The 17,373-nt window shown below is 33.3% G+C and carries 18 protein-coding genes and 3 pseudogenes; 15 read left to right on the top strand and 6 right to left on the bottom strand.

Annotated elements, in window-relative coordinates; all coding sequences use genetic code 11:
* Positions 1-195 precede the first annotated feature (195 nt).
* The 14 genes and pseudogenes from C568_RS0121605 (at position 196) to C568_RS0121545 (ending at position 11,012) form a co-directional block, all read left to right on the top strand.
* Entirely contained in the window at positions 196-717 is a 522-nt protein-coding gene (locus C568_RS0121605) for a P27 family phage terminase small subunit (protein ID WP_018782703.1), read from the top strand.
* Positions 701-2,353 carry a terminase TerL endonuclease subunit gene (locus tag C568_RS0121600; RefSeq protein WP_018782702.1) on the top strand — a complete coding sequence of 551 codons (1,653 nt, stop codon included), beginning with the start codon at positions 701-703 and terminating at the stop codon, positions 2,351-2,353. Before C568_RS0121605 ends, C568_RS0121600 begins: the two co-directional genes overlap by 17 nt.
* Positions 2,354-2,581: 228 nt before the next feature.
* Positions 2,582-3,037 carry a hypothetical protein gene (locus C568_RS0121595; RefSeq protein WP_018782701.1) on the top strand — a complete coding sequence of 152 codons (456 nt, stop codon included), beginning with the start codon at positions 2,582-2,584 and terminating at the stop codon, positions 3,035-3,037.
* Positions 3,038-3,234: 197 nt separating this feature from the next.
* Positions 3,235-4,426: pseudogene (locus C568_RS32060) on the top strand (phage portal protein).
* Positions 4,392-4,565, top strand: a pseudogene (locus C568_RS33415) (head maturation protease, ClpP-related); the annotation flags it as partial. The pseudogenes C568_RS32060 and C568_RS33415, both read left to right, overlap by 35 nt.
* Positions 4,566-4,572: 7 nt before the next feature.
* The gene (locus C568_RS32055; protein ID WP_331271563.1) at positions 4,573-5,562 is read left to right on the top strand and encodes a tail fiber domain-containing protein; all 990 of its coding nucleotides are present in this window, start codon (positions 4,573-4,575) and stop codon (positions 5,560-5,562) included.
* On the top strand, positions 5,559-6,953 hold the full coding sequence (locus C568_RS0121580) for a BppU family phage baseplate upper protein (protein WP_018782698.1): 1,395 nt from the start codon (positions 5,559-5,561) through the stop codon (positions 6,951-6,953). Before C568_RS32055 ends, C568_RS0121580 begins: the two co-directional genes overlap by 4 nt.
* A 143-nt stretch (positions 6,954-7,096) precedes the next feature.
* Positions 7,097-7,321, top strand: a complete 225-nt coding sequence (locus C568_RS0121575) for a hemolysin XhlA family protein (RefSeq protein WP_003210100.1) — start codon at positions 7,097-7,099, stop codon at positions 7,319-7,321.
* Positions 7,322-7,474: 153 nt separating this feature from the next.
* On the top strand, positions 7,475-7,963 hold the full coding sequence (locus C568_RS0121570) for a hypothetical protein (RefSeq protein WP_018782697.1): 489 nt from the start codon (positions 7,475-7,477) through the stop codon (positions 7,961-7,963).
* A gap of 84 nt (positions 7,964-8,047) precedes the next feature.
* Complete coding sequence (locus tag C568_RS0121565) at positions 8,048-8,299, top strand: hemolysin XhlA family protein (protein ID WP_033794565.1); 252 nt, start codon at positions 8,048-8,050, stop codon at positions 8,297-8,299.
* A 9-nt stretch (positions 8,300-8,308) separates the two neighbouring features.
* Positions 8,309-8,515: a hypothetical protein gene (locus C568_RS0121560; RefSeq protein ID WP_018764129.1), complete on the top strand. Its 207-nt coding sequence runs from the start codon at positions 8,309-8,311 to the stop codon at positions 8,513-8,515.
* On the top strand, positions 8,515-9,543 hold the full coding sequence (locus tag C568_RS0121555) for a GH25 family lysozyme (protein ID WP_018782695.1): 1,029 nt from the start codon (positions 8,515-8,517) through the stop codon (positions 9,541-9,543). The genes C568_RS0121560 and C568_RS0121555 overlap by 1 nt, the downstream gene beginning before the upstream one ends.
* 162 nt (positions 9,544-9,705) lie before the next feature.
* Positions 9,706-10,800: a response regulator aspartate phosphatase gene (locus C568_RS0121550; RefSeq protein ID WP_018764131.1), complete on the top strand. Its 1,095-nt coding sequence runs from the start codon at positions 9,706-9,708 to the stop codon at positions 10,798-10,800.
* Complete coding sequence (locus C568_RS0121545; RefSeq protein ID WP_018782694.1) at positions 10,800-11,012, top strand: Phr family secreted Rap phosphatase inhibitor; 213 nt, start codon at positions 10,800-10,802, stop codon at positions 11,010-11,012. Before C568_RS0121550 ends, C568_RS0121545 begins: the two co-directional genes overlap by 1 nt.
* Positions 11,013-11,070: 58 nt before the next feature.
* On the opposite strand, the gene C568_RS0121540 is transcribed toward C568_RS0121545, so the two are convergent.
* From C568_RS0121540 to C568_RS0121515, 6 genes are all read right to left on the bottom strand, one after another.
* Positions 11,071-11,406 carry a hypothetical protein gene (locus C568_RS0121540; RefSeq protein ID WP_003197782.1) on the bottom strand — a complete coding sequence of 112 codons (336 nt, stop codon included), beginning with the start codon at positions 11,404-11,406 and terminating at the stop codon, positions 11,071-11,073.
* Positions 11,407-11,570: 164 nt separating this feature from the next.
* Positions 11,571-12,143, bottom strand: a complete 573-nt coding sequence (locus C568_RS0121535) for an imm11 family protein (RefSeq protein WP_018782693.1) — start codon at positions 12,141-12,143, stop codon at positions 11,571-11,573.
* Positions 12,144-12,185: 42 nt separating this feature from the next.
* Complete coding sequence (locus C568_RS0121530) at positions 12,186-13,850, bottom strand: AHH domain-containing protein (protein ID WP_018782692.1); 1,665 nt, start codon at positions 13,848-13,850, stop codon at positions 12,186-12,188.
* Between the two features lie 56 nt (positions 13,851-13,906).
* A complete protein-coding gene (locus C568_RS0121525; RefSeq protein ID WP_018782691.1) occupies positions 13,907-14,737 on the bottom strand; it encodes a hypothetical protein in 831 nt (276 codons plus the stop codon).
* A 706-nt stretch (positions 14,738-15,443) separates the two neighbouring features.
* Positions 15,444-15,938, bottom strand: a complete 495-nt coding sequence (locus C568_RS0121520; protein ID WP_018782690.1) for a hypothetical protein — start codon at positions 15,936-15,938, stop codon at positions 15,444-15,446.
* A gap of 53 nt (positions 15,939-15,991) precedes the next feature.
* Complete coding sequence (locus C568_RS0121515) at positions 15,992-16,375, bottom strand: hypothetical protein (protein ID WP_018782689.1); 384 nt, start codon at positions 16,373-16,375, stop codon at positions 15,992-15,994.
* A 410-nt stretch (positions 16,376-16,785) separates the two neighbouring features.
* On the opposite strand from C568_RS0121515, the pseudogene C568_RS32050 reads away from it, so the two are divergent.
* Positions 16,786-17,177 (top strand): annotated as a pseudogene (locus C568_RS32050) (tyrosine-type recombinase/integrase); the annotation flags it as partial.
* Between the last annotated feature and the right edge of the window lie 196 nt (positions 17,178-17,373).

Raw genomic sequence — 17,373 nt, 5'->3', positions numbered from 1 at the left:
TCCTAAAACCCCCCCGGTCAAAAATTTTAGCTTTTTTTCTGGGGAACCATTCAACGGGGAGGGGACGTCGGAAAAAATATTTTTTGATTTTCTCACGTGAGGGGGAGGGGTGCACACAAAATACAGGGTGCATCCTTTTTAAATTCGTTTAAAACCGCCTCAAATTTGATGTATGGAAAGAGGTGGTGAATATGGATGAATAATAATGCGACACCTCAAGAAGCCGCTCACAGTGACTATTTAAGCGGTATGAAGTATAAGGACATTGCAGAAAAATATGCTGTTTCTATTAATACCGTAAAGTCATGGAAAAAGAGATATGGGTGGCAAAGAGAGGGTGCACACAAAGTTCAAAAGGTTGCACCTAAAAAAACAAGGGTGCACACAAAACTAAAGCCGAAAATAAACAAGCTAAAAGAGACTATCAAACAGGATTTAATGAACCAATTAGAAGAAAACGGAACATTTGGCGCACATTATACTGATTTAGTATCTGACTATATGGCACTTTGGGACATTAAAAACAATCTCATTCTTGATATAGAAGAAAGGGGTGTTGTTGTTGATTGGTCGAATGGAAAGCAAAGGGGCAAAAAGAAAAATGAAAGTATTAGTGAACTAAATAAAACGAATGCTCAAATGCTTAAACTTTTAGCAGAACTAGGATTGAAAGCAACAGAAGTAGATAAGGGTGATGATGATGACGAAGACGTATAATTATCACCTCTACATTGATGATTACATGAGAATGGTTGAAAATGGAGAAATTCAAGCTTGTAAAGAACAAAAACAGCTTATGGAATTTCTACGATGGAAATTAGATCAACCAAACGTTGTAATAGATGCAGAAGCAATTGAAAAATCAGTGAGTGTTCCAGCACCTTATTTTCCTTTTCAATTATTCCCTTGGCAGAAGTTTTGCAATGCATTTATATTTGGCGTTCGTTATGATGATGGTCGATTAATGTTTGATCGCTTTTTTAATTTATTAGGGCGTGGTGCTGGTAAGAATGGTTGGATGGGTTATGATAGTTTTTTTATGCTGACATCACATCATGGAATACCAAACTACGATATTGATATTGTTGCAACATCAGAAGATCAAGCAAAAACTTCATTCGAAGATGTTTACAATGTTTTAGATGATCCAAAACATAAGAAAAAAATGAAGAAGAATTTTTATAAGTCTCAAACATTGATTCAACATAGACGTACAAAATCAAAAATGAACTACAATACATCAAATGCTAGAACAAAAGATGGTAAGCGTTCTGGTATTGTTATTTTCGATGAGATACATGAATATGACAATTACAAGAATATAAAGGTATTTACTTCTGGTCTTGGTAAAAAGAAAGATCCACGTATTTTCTATATTTCTACAGATGGTTATGTTCGTGGTGGTGTTCTTGATGATTTAAAAGAAGAAGCAAGAGCAGTATTAAATAAAGAGTTGCCAGATTCCACATTATTTCCGTTCATTTGTAAATTAGATGATCCGTCAGAAGTAGATAATGAAGAAATGTGGGAAAAAGCGAATCCATCATACCGATATAATCCATCTTTACAACAAAAAATGCGTCAAGAATACTACGATATGCAGAAAAACAGTTCATTACGTATTGAATTTATGACAAAACGAATGAATTCACCAGTTGAAGATTCTAGAAAAGAGGTTGCAACCTATGAAGATAGATTAGCAACAGATCAACCTTTTCCAGAGAATCTAAAAGGTATTGATGCAGTAGGTGGTATTGATTTTGCAGATGTACGAGATTTTTGTTCTGTAGGTTTGCTATTTAAACATGATGGGAAAAGGTATTGGAAGCAGCACACGTTCATTCATCATATGGCCTTAAAATTGCAAGATATCAACCCCGACATTATTGAAATCGCAAAAGAAAAAGGATTATGTACGATTGTTTATGACAAATCCATTGATGCAGATCGTGTTGTGAATTGGTATCTGGAACAAGCAAAAATATTTAATATCAAGAAGGTCGCTTGTGATAGTTTCCGTGCTTCCATCTTAGAGGAGAAATTCAAGGAAACGGGGATTCCTTTAGAAGTTGTGAGAAGAGGCCCGATTACACATGCAAAATTAGCACCATTAATTGATGAGATGTTTATTAAACAATTAATTGTATTTGGTGATGATCCATTAATGCGTTGGTATGTAGGGAATGTTTATGTAGATGAAAAAGGAAATGGAAACAAAGAGTATTGCAAGATTGATAAAGAGAAACGGAAAACAGACGGTTTCTTTGCGTTGACTCATGCTTTAACACAAGATAGTGAATTAACAGAAGCAAAACCATTTTCTGTTGGTGCATTTAAAGTAAGAACTTACTAGAAGGGGTACAGCTCCATGCCCATCAAGTTAAAATCTCATACCACCCTCATAACGAAAATTTTGTGCATTTTGCTCGTATTTATTGTTTGGGGATAACTCGTTCTTTTAGCTTGATGGCGATGTGATACTACCCCATTTAAGAAATTTGTCGTGTAAAAATTGCTGACTCTACCTTATCTATAAAGTAATGTTATTATGAATTATCAAAAAAGGGAAGGGTGGGATTTGATGAGTAAATTTAAAAAGTGGTTTGCTATACTGGGAGTGGTTATTATACTTACCTCTATATTTACTTTTATAACACCAGCATCAGAAGCAAATGCAGAGTCTTATAGATGCCCTCCAACCACGAATAATATTGGAAATGGTATACTATCCTATGGAGAAAACTGTGATTCTACACCAAGCGTTTGGGTAGGACATGGTAAGTATATTAAGTATTCTGTAATTAACCGTTCTGGAAATAGAACTATCCATGCTAGATTTGTTCCTTCATATTCCTATTTTAATGAAGTACTTTACAACATTGGTTATATATATCCGAGGGATTCACATTGGAATGAAGCAACTGGAACAATTTACCATGAAGGTTATGGTTGGATATCATTACAAATGCGATGTACTAGTGGTCGAACGATCTATAATGATTGTGATGCAAGTGCAAGGTTTGAAATAGTAAAATAAATTCAAAAAGACTTAATTTATTTAGAGAAAAAAACTAAAAGAACATTAGATCAAAAAAGTATCCTTTATTAAGGATACTTTTTTGATTTAACTATGTAATAGGTGTAGAGGGAGCAATTGTGACGTAAAGTGCAAAGTAACCCTAACGTGTTTTTTTCCGAAATGCTGGTGGTATCCTTAGAAAGGCAGGTGAGAGAATGGGTTTAATTGATTGGATAGGCGGTTTGTTTGGAAAAAGGAGTACAGCAGATTTAAAAAGCTGTTTTTATGAAGCATCTGTTGATTACTTCTTTAAAAAACTAGCTGTAAATACTTGTGTTGATTTAATTGCAAATACACTTGTTTGTTGTGAGTTTCAAACCTTTGAAAAAGGAAAAGAGGTTCGAAAGGAAAATCACTATTTATTTAATGTGCAGCCCAACCAAAACCAAAATGCTTCACAATTTATGCATAGTTTAGTCTCCCATTTAATTTATGATAATGAGTGTTTAGTAATTATGCATAACGATCAACTATATATTGCAGACAGTTTTAGCAAAGAAGAATTTGCATTAAAAGAAAATATATAAAGGCGTTACTGTTAAAAACTTCACTTTTACCGAAAAGGTATTTAAAGAGAGTGAGGTTTTTTATTTTCAATTAAGTGATGAAAATATCATGAATGTAATTGATGGTTTATATAGCAGCTGGGGAAAATTAATTACTTCTGCTACAAGTATTTATAAGCGTTCTAATGCAATGCGTGTTGTGGTGAAAGGTGAATTTTTAAGAGCGCACACACCAGAAATGCAACAACAAATGGATGCTATGTTCAATGAACAGTTTAAAGCGTTTTTTGAAGCAGATAATGCAGGTGCTGTGTTCCAATTACAAGATGGATATACATTAGAGAATTTTAGTAACACTTCCAAAGGAAATAAATTAGATAGTCGAGATATTAAAGCACTTGTTGATGACATTATTGATTTTGTTTCAATGGCTTTTCATGTACCAAAAGGAATGTTAAAAGGTGATGTTGTCGATGTCTCCAAGCAAACAGATAATTTCCTTATGTTCTGTATTAATCCGCTTGTAGAACTTATTGCAGATGAAATAAATCGTAAGTTTTATAAGAAGGAAGAGTACTTAGAACGAACATATTTAAAAGTAGATACGAGTCGTATTAAATATGTAGATATTACACAGTTAGCAAGTGCTTGTGATGTGTTCTTTAGAATTGGTGCAAATTCAATTAATGATATTTTACGGATGTTAGGACGTGAAGCAATTAATGAGGAATGGGCAAATAAACGGTATGTTACGAAAAACTATGAATCAGTTGAAAATGCAGCAGCATTAAAGGGAGGTGATGAGAATGACAGTAACGGAAATCCCGAAAATCAAAAATAGATTTGAGGTACTTAATAGCGCTAATACTGAAGAAGCAGACTTATATATGTATGGAACTATTTCAGCGTATTCTTGGTATGAAGGTATCTCAAGTAGTAAAGTGCGAGAACAGTTAAAGAATATTACAGCCAAAACAATTTATACGTTTGTTTGAGTCAGACATTACCCGTATGTTTTTAGGATATTATATAAATTCAAGAAAAGAAATGCAGCCCACTATCTTTTTAGGCGGAAACGATGATATAACCGCTTCACAAGGGGCAGTAGCAATATATCAACAATCTGACTCATATCCCAAAGCTGGCGGTATTGGTATCACAAGAGGGTATATAAGCGGAAGTAAAACAGATCTGTACTTTTCAGCAAATATTTTCTTTGACCAAAATGGAAAGATGAGTATAAAAGCAGAAGAGTCTTTAAATATAGATGCATTATATTCATACATGAATTTTTATGCTGCAACAGATTTCGCAGCGAAAAGTAAAAAGAATCTCATGCTTGAAGCAACTGAAGAGAATATGCATTTTACAGCAGGAAAAGGATTTCTGTTTCATCAAAACGGAAAGAGAATCTTTTCGGTAAAAACTGCTTCTAGCGGTGATACAGACTTAGTGCTTCAGTATTCTTTGCTACGAAATTCTAATTCTGCAAATGGATACCTTCAAGTTATGTCTGGCACTGGTTCATTTTATGGTGGGATTTTAGCTGCTGATTTTAAAGTATCATCAAAGAAAAAATACAAGACTAATATTCGAGATATACAATTTAGTGCATTAGAGAAAGTCATGGATTGGGATATTAAACAATACAATCTGAAAACAGATATTCCAAAGCTTTATGAAATGCGTATGAATCGAAAAGAAGGAGAGCCACCAATTACCACTGATGCAATTCCAACACATTATGGTTTAGTTATTCCGAATGAAGATGAAGAAACAGGCGTAGGTTTATATGGTATGCTTTCACAATTAACAAAAGGGGTTCAAGAGTATGTTACAAAAACTGATACCAGAATTGAAAAAATAGAGCCACAACAACCAAAAGGAAATGTAAAGCATAGAGGAAGACCAAAACGCACGAGAAGACCACCTAGACGTCTTAAAAATGGTGTGATTGAAAGGAGCGTAACGAGATGAGAAATGAAGTAATTACAATTGATTTAGCTGATCCAGTATTCACCAAAACCATTCGTTCACGCCAAAATGATAAAAATGGTTTAAAACTAACTGTATATCTAAAAGATAATGGTAGAGTAGTTGATTTAACTGGATATGTAGCAAAGTATGAAGCAACAAATAATAAACAGTTTATTCGGGATGATGCCAAAATTATTGATGTGAGTAATGGAATCATTGAATATATATTACCTGCTAAAGCAGTCTCAACTTCTAACGAATGGATGGCTTATTTTGTTATAGAAAAGGGAGATTCAGAACGTACAAGTACACCCGATATCCGAATTGTTTTAAGAAGAGATGTCAAAGAAGGAAATATTAAAATGGAAAGTTATATTTCTGATTTTGAAAAAGCATTGGAACAAGTAGCAGGATATAGAAAAGAAATTGATGACATGAATAAACTAATCGTAGAGTTAACAAAATTAATTAATGCAAATAATGTTCAAGTACCCAAAATCACAACAGATGTAGGCGGTGCGTTAATCTCGGTTAGTGATCCTACAAAAAATATTCTTGATGAAATTGTAGCCAGAGGGCTAGGGATAAACACAATTTATTGTCATGGAAGTGTACAAGGAAATACACCTAATGCTAAATCTTGGCGTGGTATCTCATTTATAAATTCCCCTACTTACGGATTTATTTTTGCGAAAGATTACCAAAATAAACTCTGGACTAATTATATTGATGATGCAAAAGGTTGGTTAGGGTGGGTTGAACATCCATCATTTGAAGATGTGAAAAAACTGTTTGCATCATGGAGTTTTGATGAGAAGAGATTACTTTTGAATGGTAAATCAATTTTAGAAGAAGAAACTGATGCCTTAGTTATTAGTAAAGACTCGAAATATAAAAAAGTTAAAGTTGAAGCTGATCTCTTAATCCACAATAAACTTCAAGCTCCTTCTAATGTGGCTGTTTGGTTTCATAAAGAAAAACGCTACAATAGCGGAAAGTGGATTGTAGAGTTTAATGATCTTCCTCGTTGGGGTTTTAATAGAAGTGTAGACCGTTCTGGTGGTCTATTTCACATTAAAGAAAGTGGTATCTATGATGTACATGCTTACCTGTCTGCATTAGCCCAAACAGCGGATGCTGAACATATACTTGAAATCCACATATTAGATGCAAGTGGAAAAACAATTGAAGAACATGAAATTGCAGGAGAAATTACGGGCTATGTAAGTAAATGGGTTAGGATGACAGGTAGTTTTCAGTGGTACTTTACAGCAGGGCAAAAATTCAAAGTTGTTTATAACAATAAAGACAAAGATCAGATTTATGTCTGGGAAGCAAGAGCTACTGTTACCCAGTTATCAAAAGGTTTAGATGAAAATAATGCGGTTTAAAAAGGGTGTGCAGAAGTAGGCTTTTTTATTTTGGATAAAATACGGCTTTGATACGCAAACATCTGAATTACATTCACAATGAATAGGGTTGTCTCATAATATATAAGGATTGACTTATTAAGATTAACGGAGGATGTGAGCGTATGGAAGACGTATATAAAAAAATTGACAGCCTAAAAACGGAACAAAAAGAAATCATGAGAGATATTCGCAATTTAGAAACTCGTACAACTATTAACGAAAAAGACATTTCTACAATTAATAGGCAGTTAGAAAAAATTAGTATGAATACAACATGGATTTTGCGAATTGTTATTAGTGCAATAGTTATGGCAGTTTTAGGATTGATAATAAAAGGTGGTATTTAAAGTATATGTTTAAATGTGATTATAAAGGGGGACAATCGTCTCTCTTTTTATTTTGCTCGAAAGGGGGTGAGAACAATGTAGAAAAGGATAAATAAGAGTCGATTAAAGAGAATCAAAAAATCAAACAAAAAAATTCAAGGGAGATGTTCAATAATGACTAACAATGAATTAAAACAAGAGGTAATTAAAGAGATTCAACAACAATTCGGATTAATTCCAGGATTCTTCAGTGAGGATAAGGAAGCACAAGCTATCTTCTTAAATAAAGGTAGTTATGAAAGCAGTGTTTGGATGGATGGCGAAGGACTCTTTTATATGGATGATGTAGCATGGGAGGAATTAGCGATTACAAATGCAGTAGCCGACACTGATACACCTCCAATGCTCCGTAGACACGGAAACTGGGTTCACATGACAGGTGCGATTAGATTGGTTAAAAACCAACAAGTATTCACAAGAATCACACCAGATATTGCACCACACCAAGATTCATATTTTGCTGCTACAGCATTTTTAGATAATAATCCAAACCATCCGGTTGCAGCTACTGTAGTAGTTCATAAAGATGGAAGGGTTTCTACTTATCTTCCACAAGCACAAACTCGCTATGTATCATTTTCTTTATCATATCCGATTAAGTAATAGTAAGCAGTAAAGGAGATGATCAGTTAAATAGCAATAAAAAGGGAGCATAAACGATGCTTCTTTTTTATTGCCAAAAAGGGGATGAAAAAATTGCCGGAACAAGAAAATCATGATGATTTCACTAAAGTAATTATTGGATTAACAAGAGTAGAAACAAAAATTGATGGTCTTGGCAACGTGAGGGAACTTGCAATAGAAGCACAGCAATCAGCAAAAAGCGCTCACTTACGTGTAGATCGTTTAGATAGGCTTGTATTTTGGATAGGAACAACCGTAATTGGTTCAATTATTGCTGGTGCCATTACATTGCTTTTTAAATTTGTAGGGAAGTAGGGGGAAATAATGGGCAAACAAGATATTAAGAAACGATTCCGCAACTGGAAAACATGGGTTGCGGTTTTTTCGTTGGTCGGATTTCTATTCACTAAATTCGGCTTACCAGAAGCAAAAAGCTTTTTAGATGAATTAGCACCTTATGTATTATCCGTTGGTATTGCATTAGGAATTTGGTCAGATCATGAAGAAAATGAACAAGGAGATGTTGAATAATGACAGAAAAATACATTGTAGATATTTCAAAATTTAACGATAAAATTAATTGGGATGTAGCAGCGCCACAATTGGGATTAGCAATTTGCCGTGTGCAATATGGTTCAAATAAAGTAGATGAATTATATAATCAACACGTGAAAAATTTAGAAGCTAGAGGTATCCCACATGCAGCATATGCGTATGGCTGCTATGTTAGTGTGAATGATGCAATTGTGGAAGCAAAAGACTTCTTGAATCGAGTTAATAAGAATGCTAAGTTTCTTGTTTTAGATGTGGAAGATGATACTGTAGCATCTATGGAAAGTAAGGGTAACTTGAGAGACTTAGCAAAGGCATCACAAGCATTTATTGATACTTGTAAGGCTGCAGGTTGGAAAGTCGGTTTATATGTATCGCATCATATGTATAATCAATATAATTTACAAAATGTAAAAGCGGATTTTATTTGGTTACCACGTTACGGAACAAATGATGGACAACCACAAGTCAAACCAGCATATCCATGTGATATTTGGCAATACACTGATAACGGATATATCAATGGTATTGGAAGAGTAGATATTAATTTATTACGGGGAGATAAAACATTAGATTGGTATATTGGTGATGATATAAACACAATCGCTTCATCTCGAAATATAGGCATCGGAATTGCTGTTTCTAAATATCCTGTTGGATATGGAATTAATCTTTATGATGCACCAGATGGTAACTTTACTGGAGAACGTTTTAATGACCAAACACCACATGTAATTCTTGAAGGTGTTTGGTATGGTGGAAATGAAAACATGCTTTGTTTTGGTCCGAATCAATGGGCGAAGCAAGAACATTTTGAGGTGCAATGGTTTCATGCTTATTCTAAATATCCTACTGGATATGGAATTAATACGTATGAAGCGCCTAATGGTCCGTTTCTTGGTAGGGTTGATGGTTCTGCAACTTACGACATCTATTATAGAAAAGATGGATGGCTTGCTATCGACAATAAGAACTATGTGGAAGAAAAACATTTTGATATTCGATAAAAATAAAAAGCTGGCTCTTAGGAGTCAGCTTTTTTTATTTCCCTAAACCAATGCTTCAAAAAATATTTATCAATATGTATTTCAATAATGATTACCACTTAATTCCATGGAAATGTGTTAATATTTAGATAATTACAGATAGAATAAGGAGGATGGCTTGTTATGAGCACAAATGTAGTAACCAAAGAAAAGATCAAGCATTCATTAGATACTTGGTATCAATCAATGTTGCAACAACAAGTGGGGAAAGCGACACGATTTAAAGAAGAAGTTGATAATAAAATCAATCATGTAGAAACAGATCAAGACATATTATTGTATTATGCACTATTAGATTTTCGATACAAGGTGCTTACAGATTGGTTAAATATTAAAAAAGATAGCTTTGATAGTGTAGAATCTTTTGAAGTTGCTGAAGAGGGATTTTTAGCATATTACTATCATTTCTTCAAAGCATTCTATTTTAGAATCACCGAAAACTATACAGAAGCAAAAAAACAGTTTGAAAAAGCAGAAACACTACTAAAATATATTCAAAACCCTCTTGAAAAAGCTGAATTTAATTATCGTTTAGGTGAATTTTACTATCACACATACCAACAAGTAAAATCCATTGAATACCTTCAAAAAGCAAAAGAAGAATTTATAAAACACTCCGAATATGAAATTAATGTTGCATTATGTGAAAATGTATATGGCTTATGTTGCATTGAATTAAAACACTTTGAATTAGCAGAAGAAAGTTTCAATATTGCTTTAAATATATTTCAGAAAGTAAAGCACGAAAAATATATTTTAATGATTAGAAGTAACTTTGGATGGTTATATGGAAGTCAAAATTTATCTGAATTAGCCATTCGTCATGTTTCTGAAGTTGTCGAAAAATTACCTGAACATTATAAAGCTGTTTTTACTATGGCTGAGGAGTGTTATAAATTAGGTAAAATCGAACTAGCAGAAAGCTATATCGCATCGGGAATTAAAATTTGTAATGAATTAAAAAATAAGGAATTTCTACATCGTTTTATGATATTGAAAGAATTAAATAAAGATTCGAATACAATTGAATTAGAAAAAGCTGTATTAGAAGGAATTTCATATTTTGAAAGTGTAAATTTACTAGAATGTATAATAGAATACAGTCAAAAATTAGCCATCAAATTCCATGAAGAAGGTAACTATTTAAAGGCAAGTCAATATTTCTATATGAGTAATAACGCAAGTAAAAAACATTTAGAAAAAGGGGCTTTGAAATAATGAAAAAAATTAGTGGAGTAGTAACAGGATTAGTAGTTGCTGGTGTTCTAGCAATTAGCTTAAATAGTTTTAATGAATCGAATCAATATTCAACCCGTGGTGATACTGGTGGAGCACCTGCAAGACCTGATTATATCAGTATTGGTGATGGTGGTGGAGCACCGTCTAATGCACATGGAGATACTGGTATAGTTGTAGCACAAGAAATTTAAGTGAATTTACAGTAAAAGAAGAACGTTTACCCTCACTAAAAGGCGTTCTTCTTTTTTTTTATTTCAAATCAGATATCTTTCTAACTTGTTTTTCCTTCTTCTTAAAATCCTTCTTGTATTGTTTGAAATCCTCTTTATCTACTTTGAATTTTTCACCAGTAGCTACGTTTTGAACTAAGTATGTTTTAGCGAAAATTTCTCTTATGCCAAAATAAAGAGCATAGAGTACAAAAGACCATCCTAATGTTGGAATTAATAAAATAAATGCAATAATAATTAACCATATATCTAGAGTAGAATTAATTCTTTTTAGCACTAAACGTTTTCCTGATGCTGCTTGTGCTTGTTCTAATTGTTGCATACGTTGCAACGAACCTACTGTATCGTAACTCATGAAAAAACCTCCTCGAAATAATGCCTAAATCATACCAATTTTACGTAATAACTGTAAGTATTACATTTTTGATGGATAATTACATAGATCAATAAAAAAGAAGAACGTTACCTCAATACAAGGAGTTCTTCTTTTTTATCATCCTTCTGTTTTAGGACTTTGTTTTACATGTTCGATTCCGAATCCCATACCTCAACAAATTCGAAACCTGTCAAATCACTTTCTAACACTGCATTTCTAAATTCATCTGACACTAAAACAGTAGAGGAATGTAATCTTTGATTTAAATAGGTTTTAAATATTATCTGCCCTTCAACTATATTAGGTAGAAATGAGTATTTTTCGAAACCTATTATTAATCCTGTACTTAGTTTTTCAAAAACTGCTTTATTGTAGTCAATTGCATCAACTGTATTTAAAACATTTATTAGGTAATAAACTTCACCTGTAACATCATGAGTTAGCGGAAGAAACTCAACATTATTGCAAATTAGAGGTTCTAATACCTCTTTTGCTTTTTTACTAATCATTGGCGTACCAAGTTCCCCCCAGAACATAGGACAATCACTATGGTTATCTCCTTCTACACACTCAACAAGAATTTCTCCCCACGAATCAGATAACTTTATTGCCAAATCAATTTTTTCATCAAAATATTTTTTTCGATCTTCTTTCAAATTTAATAGCTGAAAAGATTTATAGTTATCAAATAAGCTTTTTAATTGCCAAATTTTCATACCTTTTACTCCTTTATAATTTAATTAGTAAAACACTTGAGATTATTTGGGTTCATTTAGTTTTAAACTACCGTCCAATAACCTTTCTCTTATTTTCTGCAAGGCTGCAACTGCATCTGCTTGATTACCCTCAAAGCGTTTAACTTCACTTAATACTCTGTATACTTCTCTTATATACTCTGGACTATGATTACCTATATGTAGGGCTTCAGTAGTTACATATTTATGTCCTTCTGCCCCATAGCCTGGAAGAAACACTCCGTTAGCAGCAGAATTATGATGTATTCCAAACTCTTCTAATAGTTCTTGTACCTGTGCCGCCCTTCTATCATTCCAAGGTGCAATATGATGTGCCGCATTAGGATATGGTGGTGGTTCAATTCCTACTTCTTTAAGTTCTTCACGCAATACTTTAGATGCTGTATATGAATTAAGGTGCTCACCTTCTACTTTTACTCTATCAAGAACCTTATCTGCATAGTCTTGAATTACCTCTTGTACATCTTTAACTCTAGTTTTTCCACCTGTTGTTTTGGCATATACCATTGTATCCTCAGCTTTATTAAAAGTAGAGGAATCAAAACTAGACCTTAGATTAAGTCCATTTGTATCAGCAAACGCCAATCGATTTTCTATGCTTAAATTATCAACCCAATTTGTAACAGTTTGTTGTATACGTGGTACTTTGATGTCCTTTACTTTTGCATATCTAGCTCCTTTTAACACTTTTGTGATTTTACCAATACCTTTATCACCAATTAGTCCTACTCCTATTCCTGTTAGGGAATAACTAAACCATATTACAGCATCTTCAAAATCACCATTTTTTACATTCTTAATATATGAATCTGAAAGGACATTGTACATGGCTCTAAGGGTATTAAAAGGGTGCGATGCAGCATACCCCATATCTTCCCACGTTTCCTTGTCTCCCAATGCTTTAAAATCTTCTATTCCGTCTCTAACAGCTCGTCCAGAACCGACACGTACACCTTCATCAAGCTGGTCTGATATAGTCTTGTCATTCTTCATGAAATCAGATTGACCAAGTTCTTCAACACCTTGACTGGAAAACCGTTCTGCTTCACGCTTTGCTATAATTTCTTGAATAGAAGTTGTCCACTCCATATTCAATCCCTGTGTACTAAATGTACCACTAGCAGGACTAAAACCTTTCCCACTTTGGACTTCAGCAAGACCTGTAGCAATACTAGCAGCTAGTTGAAGTGCTGTAGCATAGTTATTGCTAGACGTTTGATTAAATTCATATAGATGATCTAACTTTTCTTGCAGTTTTTTCCTCATGAGAGTAAAAAGATTCGCCATAGCGTCCATACTTGGGATTGGCATAGCTTGACTGACGGCTTCCATACTTGTTTTCATTCGGTCAATTTCTTGAATTTGTTCTAATATTTCTTGTTCGATTACATCGGTTGAGGCTACCTTTGATTCAAATTGACTTGGAAAAGCATCATTCTGACGAATCAATTCCTCACATAAGTAAATGATTCCTTGTGCTAAAGGACGAAAAGTTTCTGTAAAGAATGCTTTTGCACTGCTATATGTTTGTCCTTGTAGAGCAGTATCAATTGCAAAAGCATCAATCGACTGAATAGCTTGTTCCATACCTTGAATGGTAGCGGTACATATAGCGTTCATACTTTGCGTTTGGGTATGTACTTCTCCTAGATACATATTTAAATTCAAAAATCTCCCTCCTTAATTAAGTAAATCATACCAATTTAAGGGGGGGACTGTAAATCTTATATTCCCATAAATTCACAGTCAAAATAGAACTTGTCCATTAGGTTATTTACAATCCCATTGAAATAAGCGAATTTACCATTCTTCATTTTTACTCCAGACTTCACTTTCGTAACAAACTCTTTAATAGCTTTTAAGCCAATAGAAAGCTCCTGGTCTTTATCAAATGCTTTATCACCTGTTGTATGGTTAACAACTCTATTACACTGTTTTACAACCTTCCACAGTTCTTGAATTGTTTTTGATTCAGAATAAAAAGAGCTAACTAAAGAAACAAAACGCTCTGGAACCCAATGGGCAACAAAATCAGCTTGTTTAATATTATCTTCAGTAGTAATACTATTCTCATTACTATTACGTTTGTTTATATCTTTTATATTTTGTTTTAAGGAAATAGGTGTTGTTTTAATGGTCGGACACTTTGTAGGACTTTTAGCAGATTGCTTGTCGGACACTTCTTCCACAATAGGTTGAATAATAATAGCATTAGCTGTTTGAAGCATATCTTTTTTACGCTTCATAGATACCTGGCGGATCATGCCCAGGTTCACAAGTTTCTTCATTAAACGTTGAACAGTTTTATAAGATATTTCCATCATGTCAGCAATTGAATTTTTGCATAGGAAACTAACACCTACGTATTTGCAACTGTGGCGTTTTAAAATTTCAAGTAGTGTAATGAGTTTAGTTTGTACGTCAGTACGTTTAATAGATATACGAATGGTGTCTCTATATGCTCGTACAGTTTGATTTAGTTCTTCTACTTCTATGAATGTAGAGAGATTGTGAAAAGATTCTTTACTTGCTATAACATCAATACGTTCTTTCATGATATTCGTCTCCTTTGTGGAAACAAAAAAGCAACGTCACCAATTCGGCAAACGTTGCTTAATAAGCCCTACATGATGTAAAATATTTCATGAGGGTACAGCAAGTGTTTACCTGGGTGCTTCAGGTGGACGGTATAAGAGTGTTGGTAGCACTACTTATACACGCTGTGCTCTTTTGTTTTTTTAATTATAAAAAAGTAAACTTATAAATTTTTTTTGCCCACAATTCGCCCACATATCTTTCTTTTTATAACGATTCTTATCGATAGCAGGAAAATATTAAAATGAGCAAACGTTGATTTATGAACGATTTAATATATTTTTCGGTTGATATCCGTATATAAAATAGAATCGTTCGTTTTATAAGCCTACTTTTCATAACTAAATAATTCTTATGGGGCAAGTGATTTTAGCGTATAGCTGGGGTTGCTTGCCTTTTTTATTTTTAAAAGTGGGGGTAGTAACACATATCCATCAACTTAAGAAATTGGTTGTTTCCCAAAACGAAAAAAGTAAGCTGAATTCTCATAAATAAATGTAGAAATATAAAATTTTCGTTTTGGGGATATTTCAAAATCTTAGCTTGATGAGTATGGGGCGTGGCCCTATCTTAAAAAATAAACCTTTTTTCCTACTTTTCATTATTTTTTTCTTCAGAAACAAAAAAAGCCTCTCAAATAAACCGAGAGACCCTTTAAAATAAAAATCACTTTTGACACAAAACAATGATTTTATATGGCGTAGTTTGGGCTGGTATACTCATTGTTGTAAGACCATAAATAACTATTAAATTTCGATTCGCAAGATTCCCTGTAAAAAATTGGCCATTTGTTAATAAAATTTGAGTAGAAGGAGAAATATTTAATTTTAATTTTCCATCACTACTCTCTAACTGTTCATTAAAATTATCTACTTTTACATTTTGATAGGGTATATATTTCGCTATAACAATTGCTTGAAATTGTGGTGGGAAAATGAGAGGAACAGGGATGTTAGCATCGTAAAATCCAGTTACTTTATCTCCTACTACTACCGCTGCGTAGTCAATAAAATAAGTATTTGGTTTCACTACAAAATTTGTTAGAGTCCCATAACCATTATCTACGGATATTAATTTAGTACATCCTATTTCTTCATTTGATCCTGTTACAAAATCGTTAATCATAGTTATTGTCCCATCAAATGATTGAAAGTTTTTCATTCTAATACCTCTTTTGTTTATATAATTAAACTTTTATCGTTACTCTATAATTTTTAAAAACATGTAAATGAACTAATCCTTCTTGTATCAATTCCAAAAATCACCCAAAACCTACCGTTCCATCTAAAACCAGTAACAGATCTTCGTCCTACAAAAATCAGATAATACCAAAACTGTTCACCATTCGTAAGCCATATATAGGTATTTCGAAATAAACAGAATGAAATTGCCCCTGGATCAACAGCAAATGGTGAAGCAGTTGATTGTTGAGGAATAAATGATGGAGGAGGAGATGTTGGAGCTTGTGAACTTTGCTGTCCGGGTGCACCCGGAAAACCTGGCATTCCCGGTATACTTGGAATCTGAGGACCAGGGAATTGACGATCGAAGTATTGATTATAATTTATATAAGGAAAATATATAGACTCATTATACATTTAAAAACCACCTCTTTACTTTTAAAATTTCCTATACGGAAAATATTTTAATAAAGCGGATATCAAACATAAATGTATTACCCTTTGTTTTTGGTATGTTCGGCTCGGCAACATATCCATACTTACCGAATTTCTTCATACAATGGAGGAAAGGTGGGGTTAAACCCCACGAATTTAACGTAACTTTATATATGGAATAAATTGATCTGTCATCTTAATTCACATAATTTTCAAAACTATAAACTTTGCATGTTAATATTTGTTATATAATAAAGAGGTCCTAGTAGTCTTAAGAAATAGTGATCCCTAGTTTTTCTGATAAGATAGTTTGTTTTACCCTTCAGTTTACATTATTTTAAAAAGAACTTGTATTTTTTTACAAGTTCTTTTTATTTTTACTACAAAAATAAAAAAAGAGAAAAGAATTCAAAAGCAAAGAGGGAAAAACGAAGAAAGAGCGCATGATTAATCTCACTTCTATTTTTAATGAAGTCTATTCCTATACCCAATCCCTAGAAAGTACCTGGTTATTTCCTTCTCGAAAAAGAGATCAACCCATTAGCCAAATCCAAGCGTACCGACAATTACAAAAAGCTGGAGATTTTACCGATGTAGAATCCATTGGTATGCACACTATGCGCAAAACCTTCAGCTATTGGTTTTATAAACAAAAGATGTAGCCATGTTGCAAGAAATACTCATCTATAGTCATGTAAATCCTTACGGGACCTTTAAATTGGATATGATGGAACGAATTCAAATTGAAGAGAGATCATATCTAGAGGAATCAGTGCATTCTTAATTCATATCCTTATTGCGGGTAGTGACAGTTTCGCTGGTACTACCCGCAATAAGGATATGAAAGCTATTTTTTATGAGGTGGATTTTAATTATGTCTTTTGAGTTGAATATTCTGATAATTATTTCTCAAGTTATTTATATATTTAGAGGGATATACAATTTGTGGAAAAGTGATAATTACAGTTGTAAACGAGGGG

Source organism: Bacillus sp. 95MFCvi2.1 (assembly GCF_000374965.1).
Lineage (GTDB): Bacteria > Bacillota > Bacilli > Bacillales > Bacillaceae_G > Bacillus_A > Bacillus_A pseudomycoides.
Note: the sequence above shows the minus strand (reverse complement) of the source record. Positions and strands in the feature narration are given on the sequence as shown.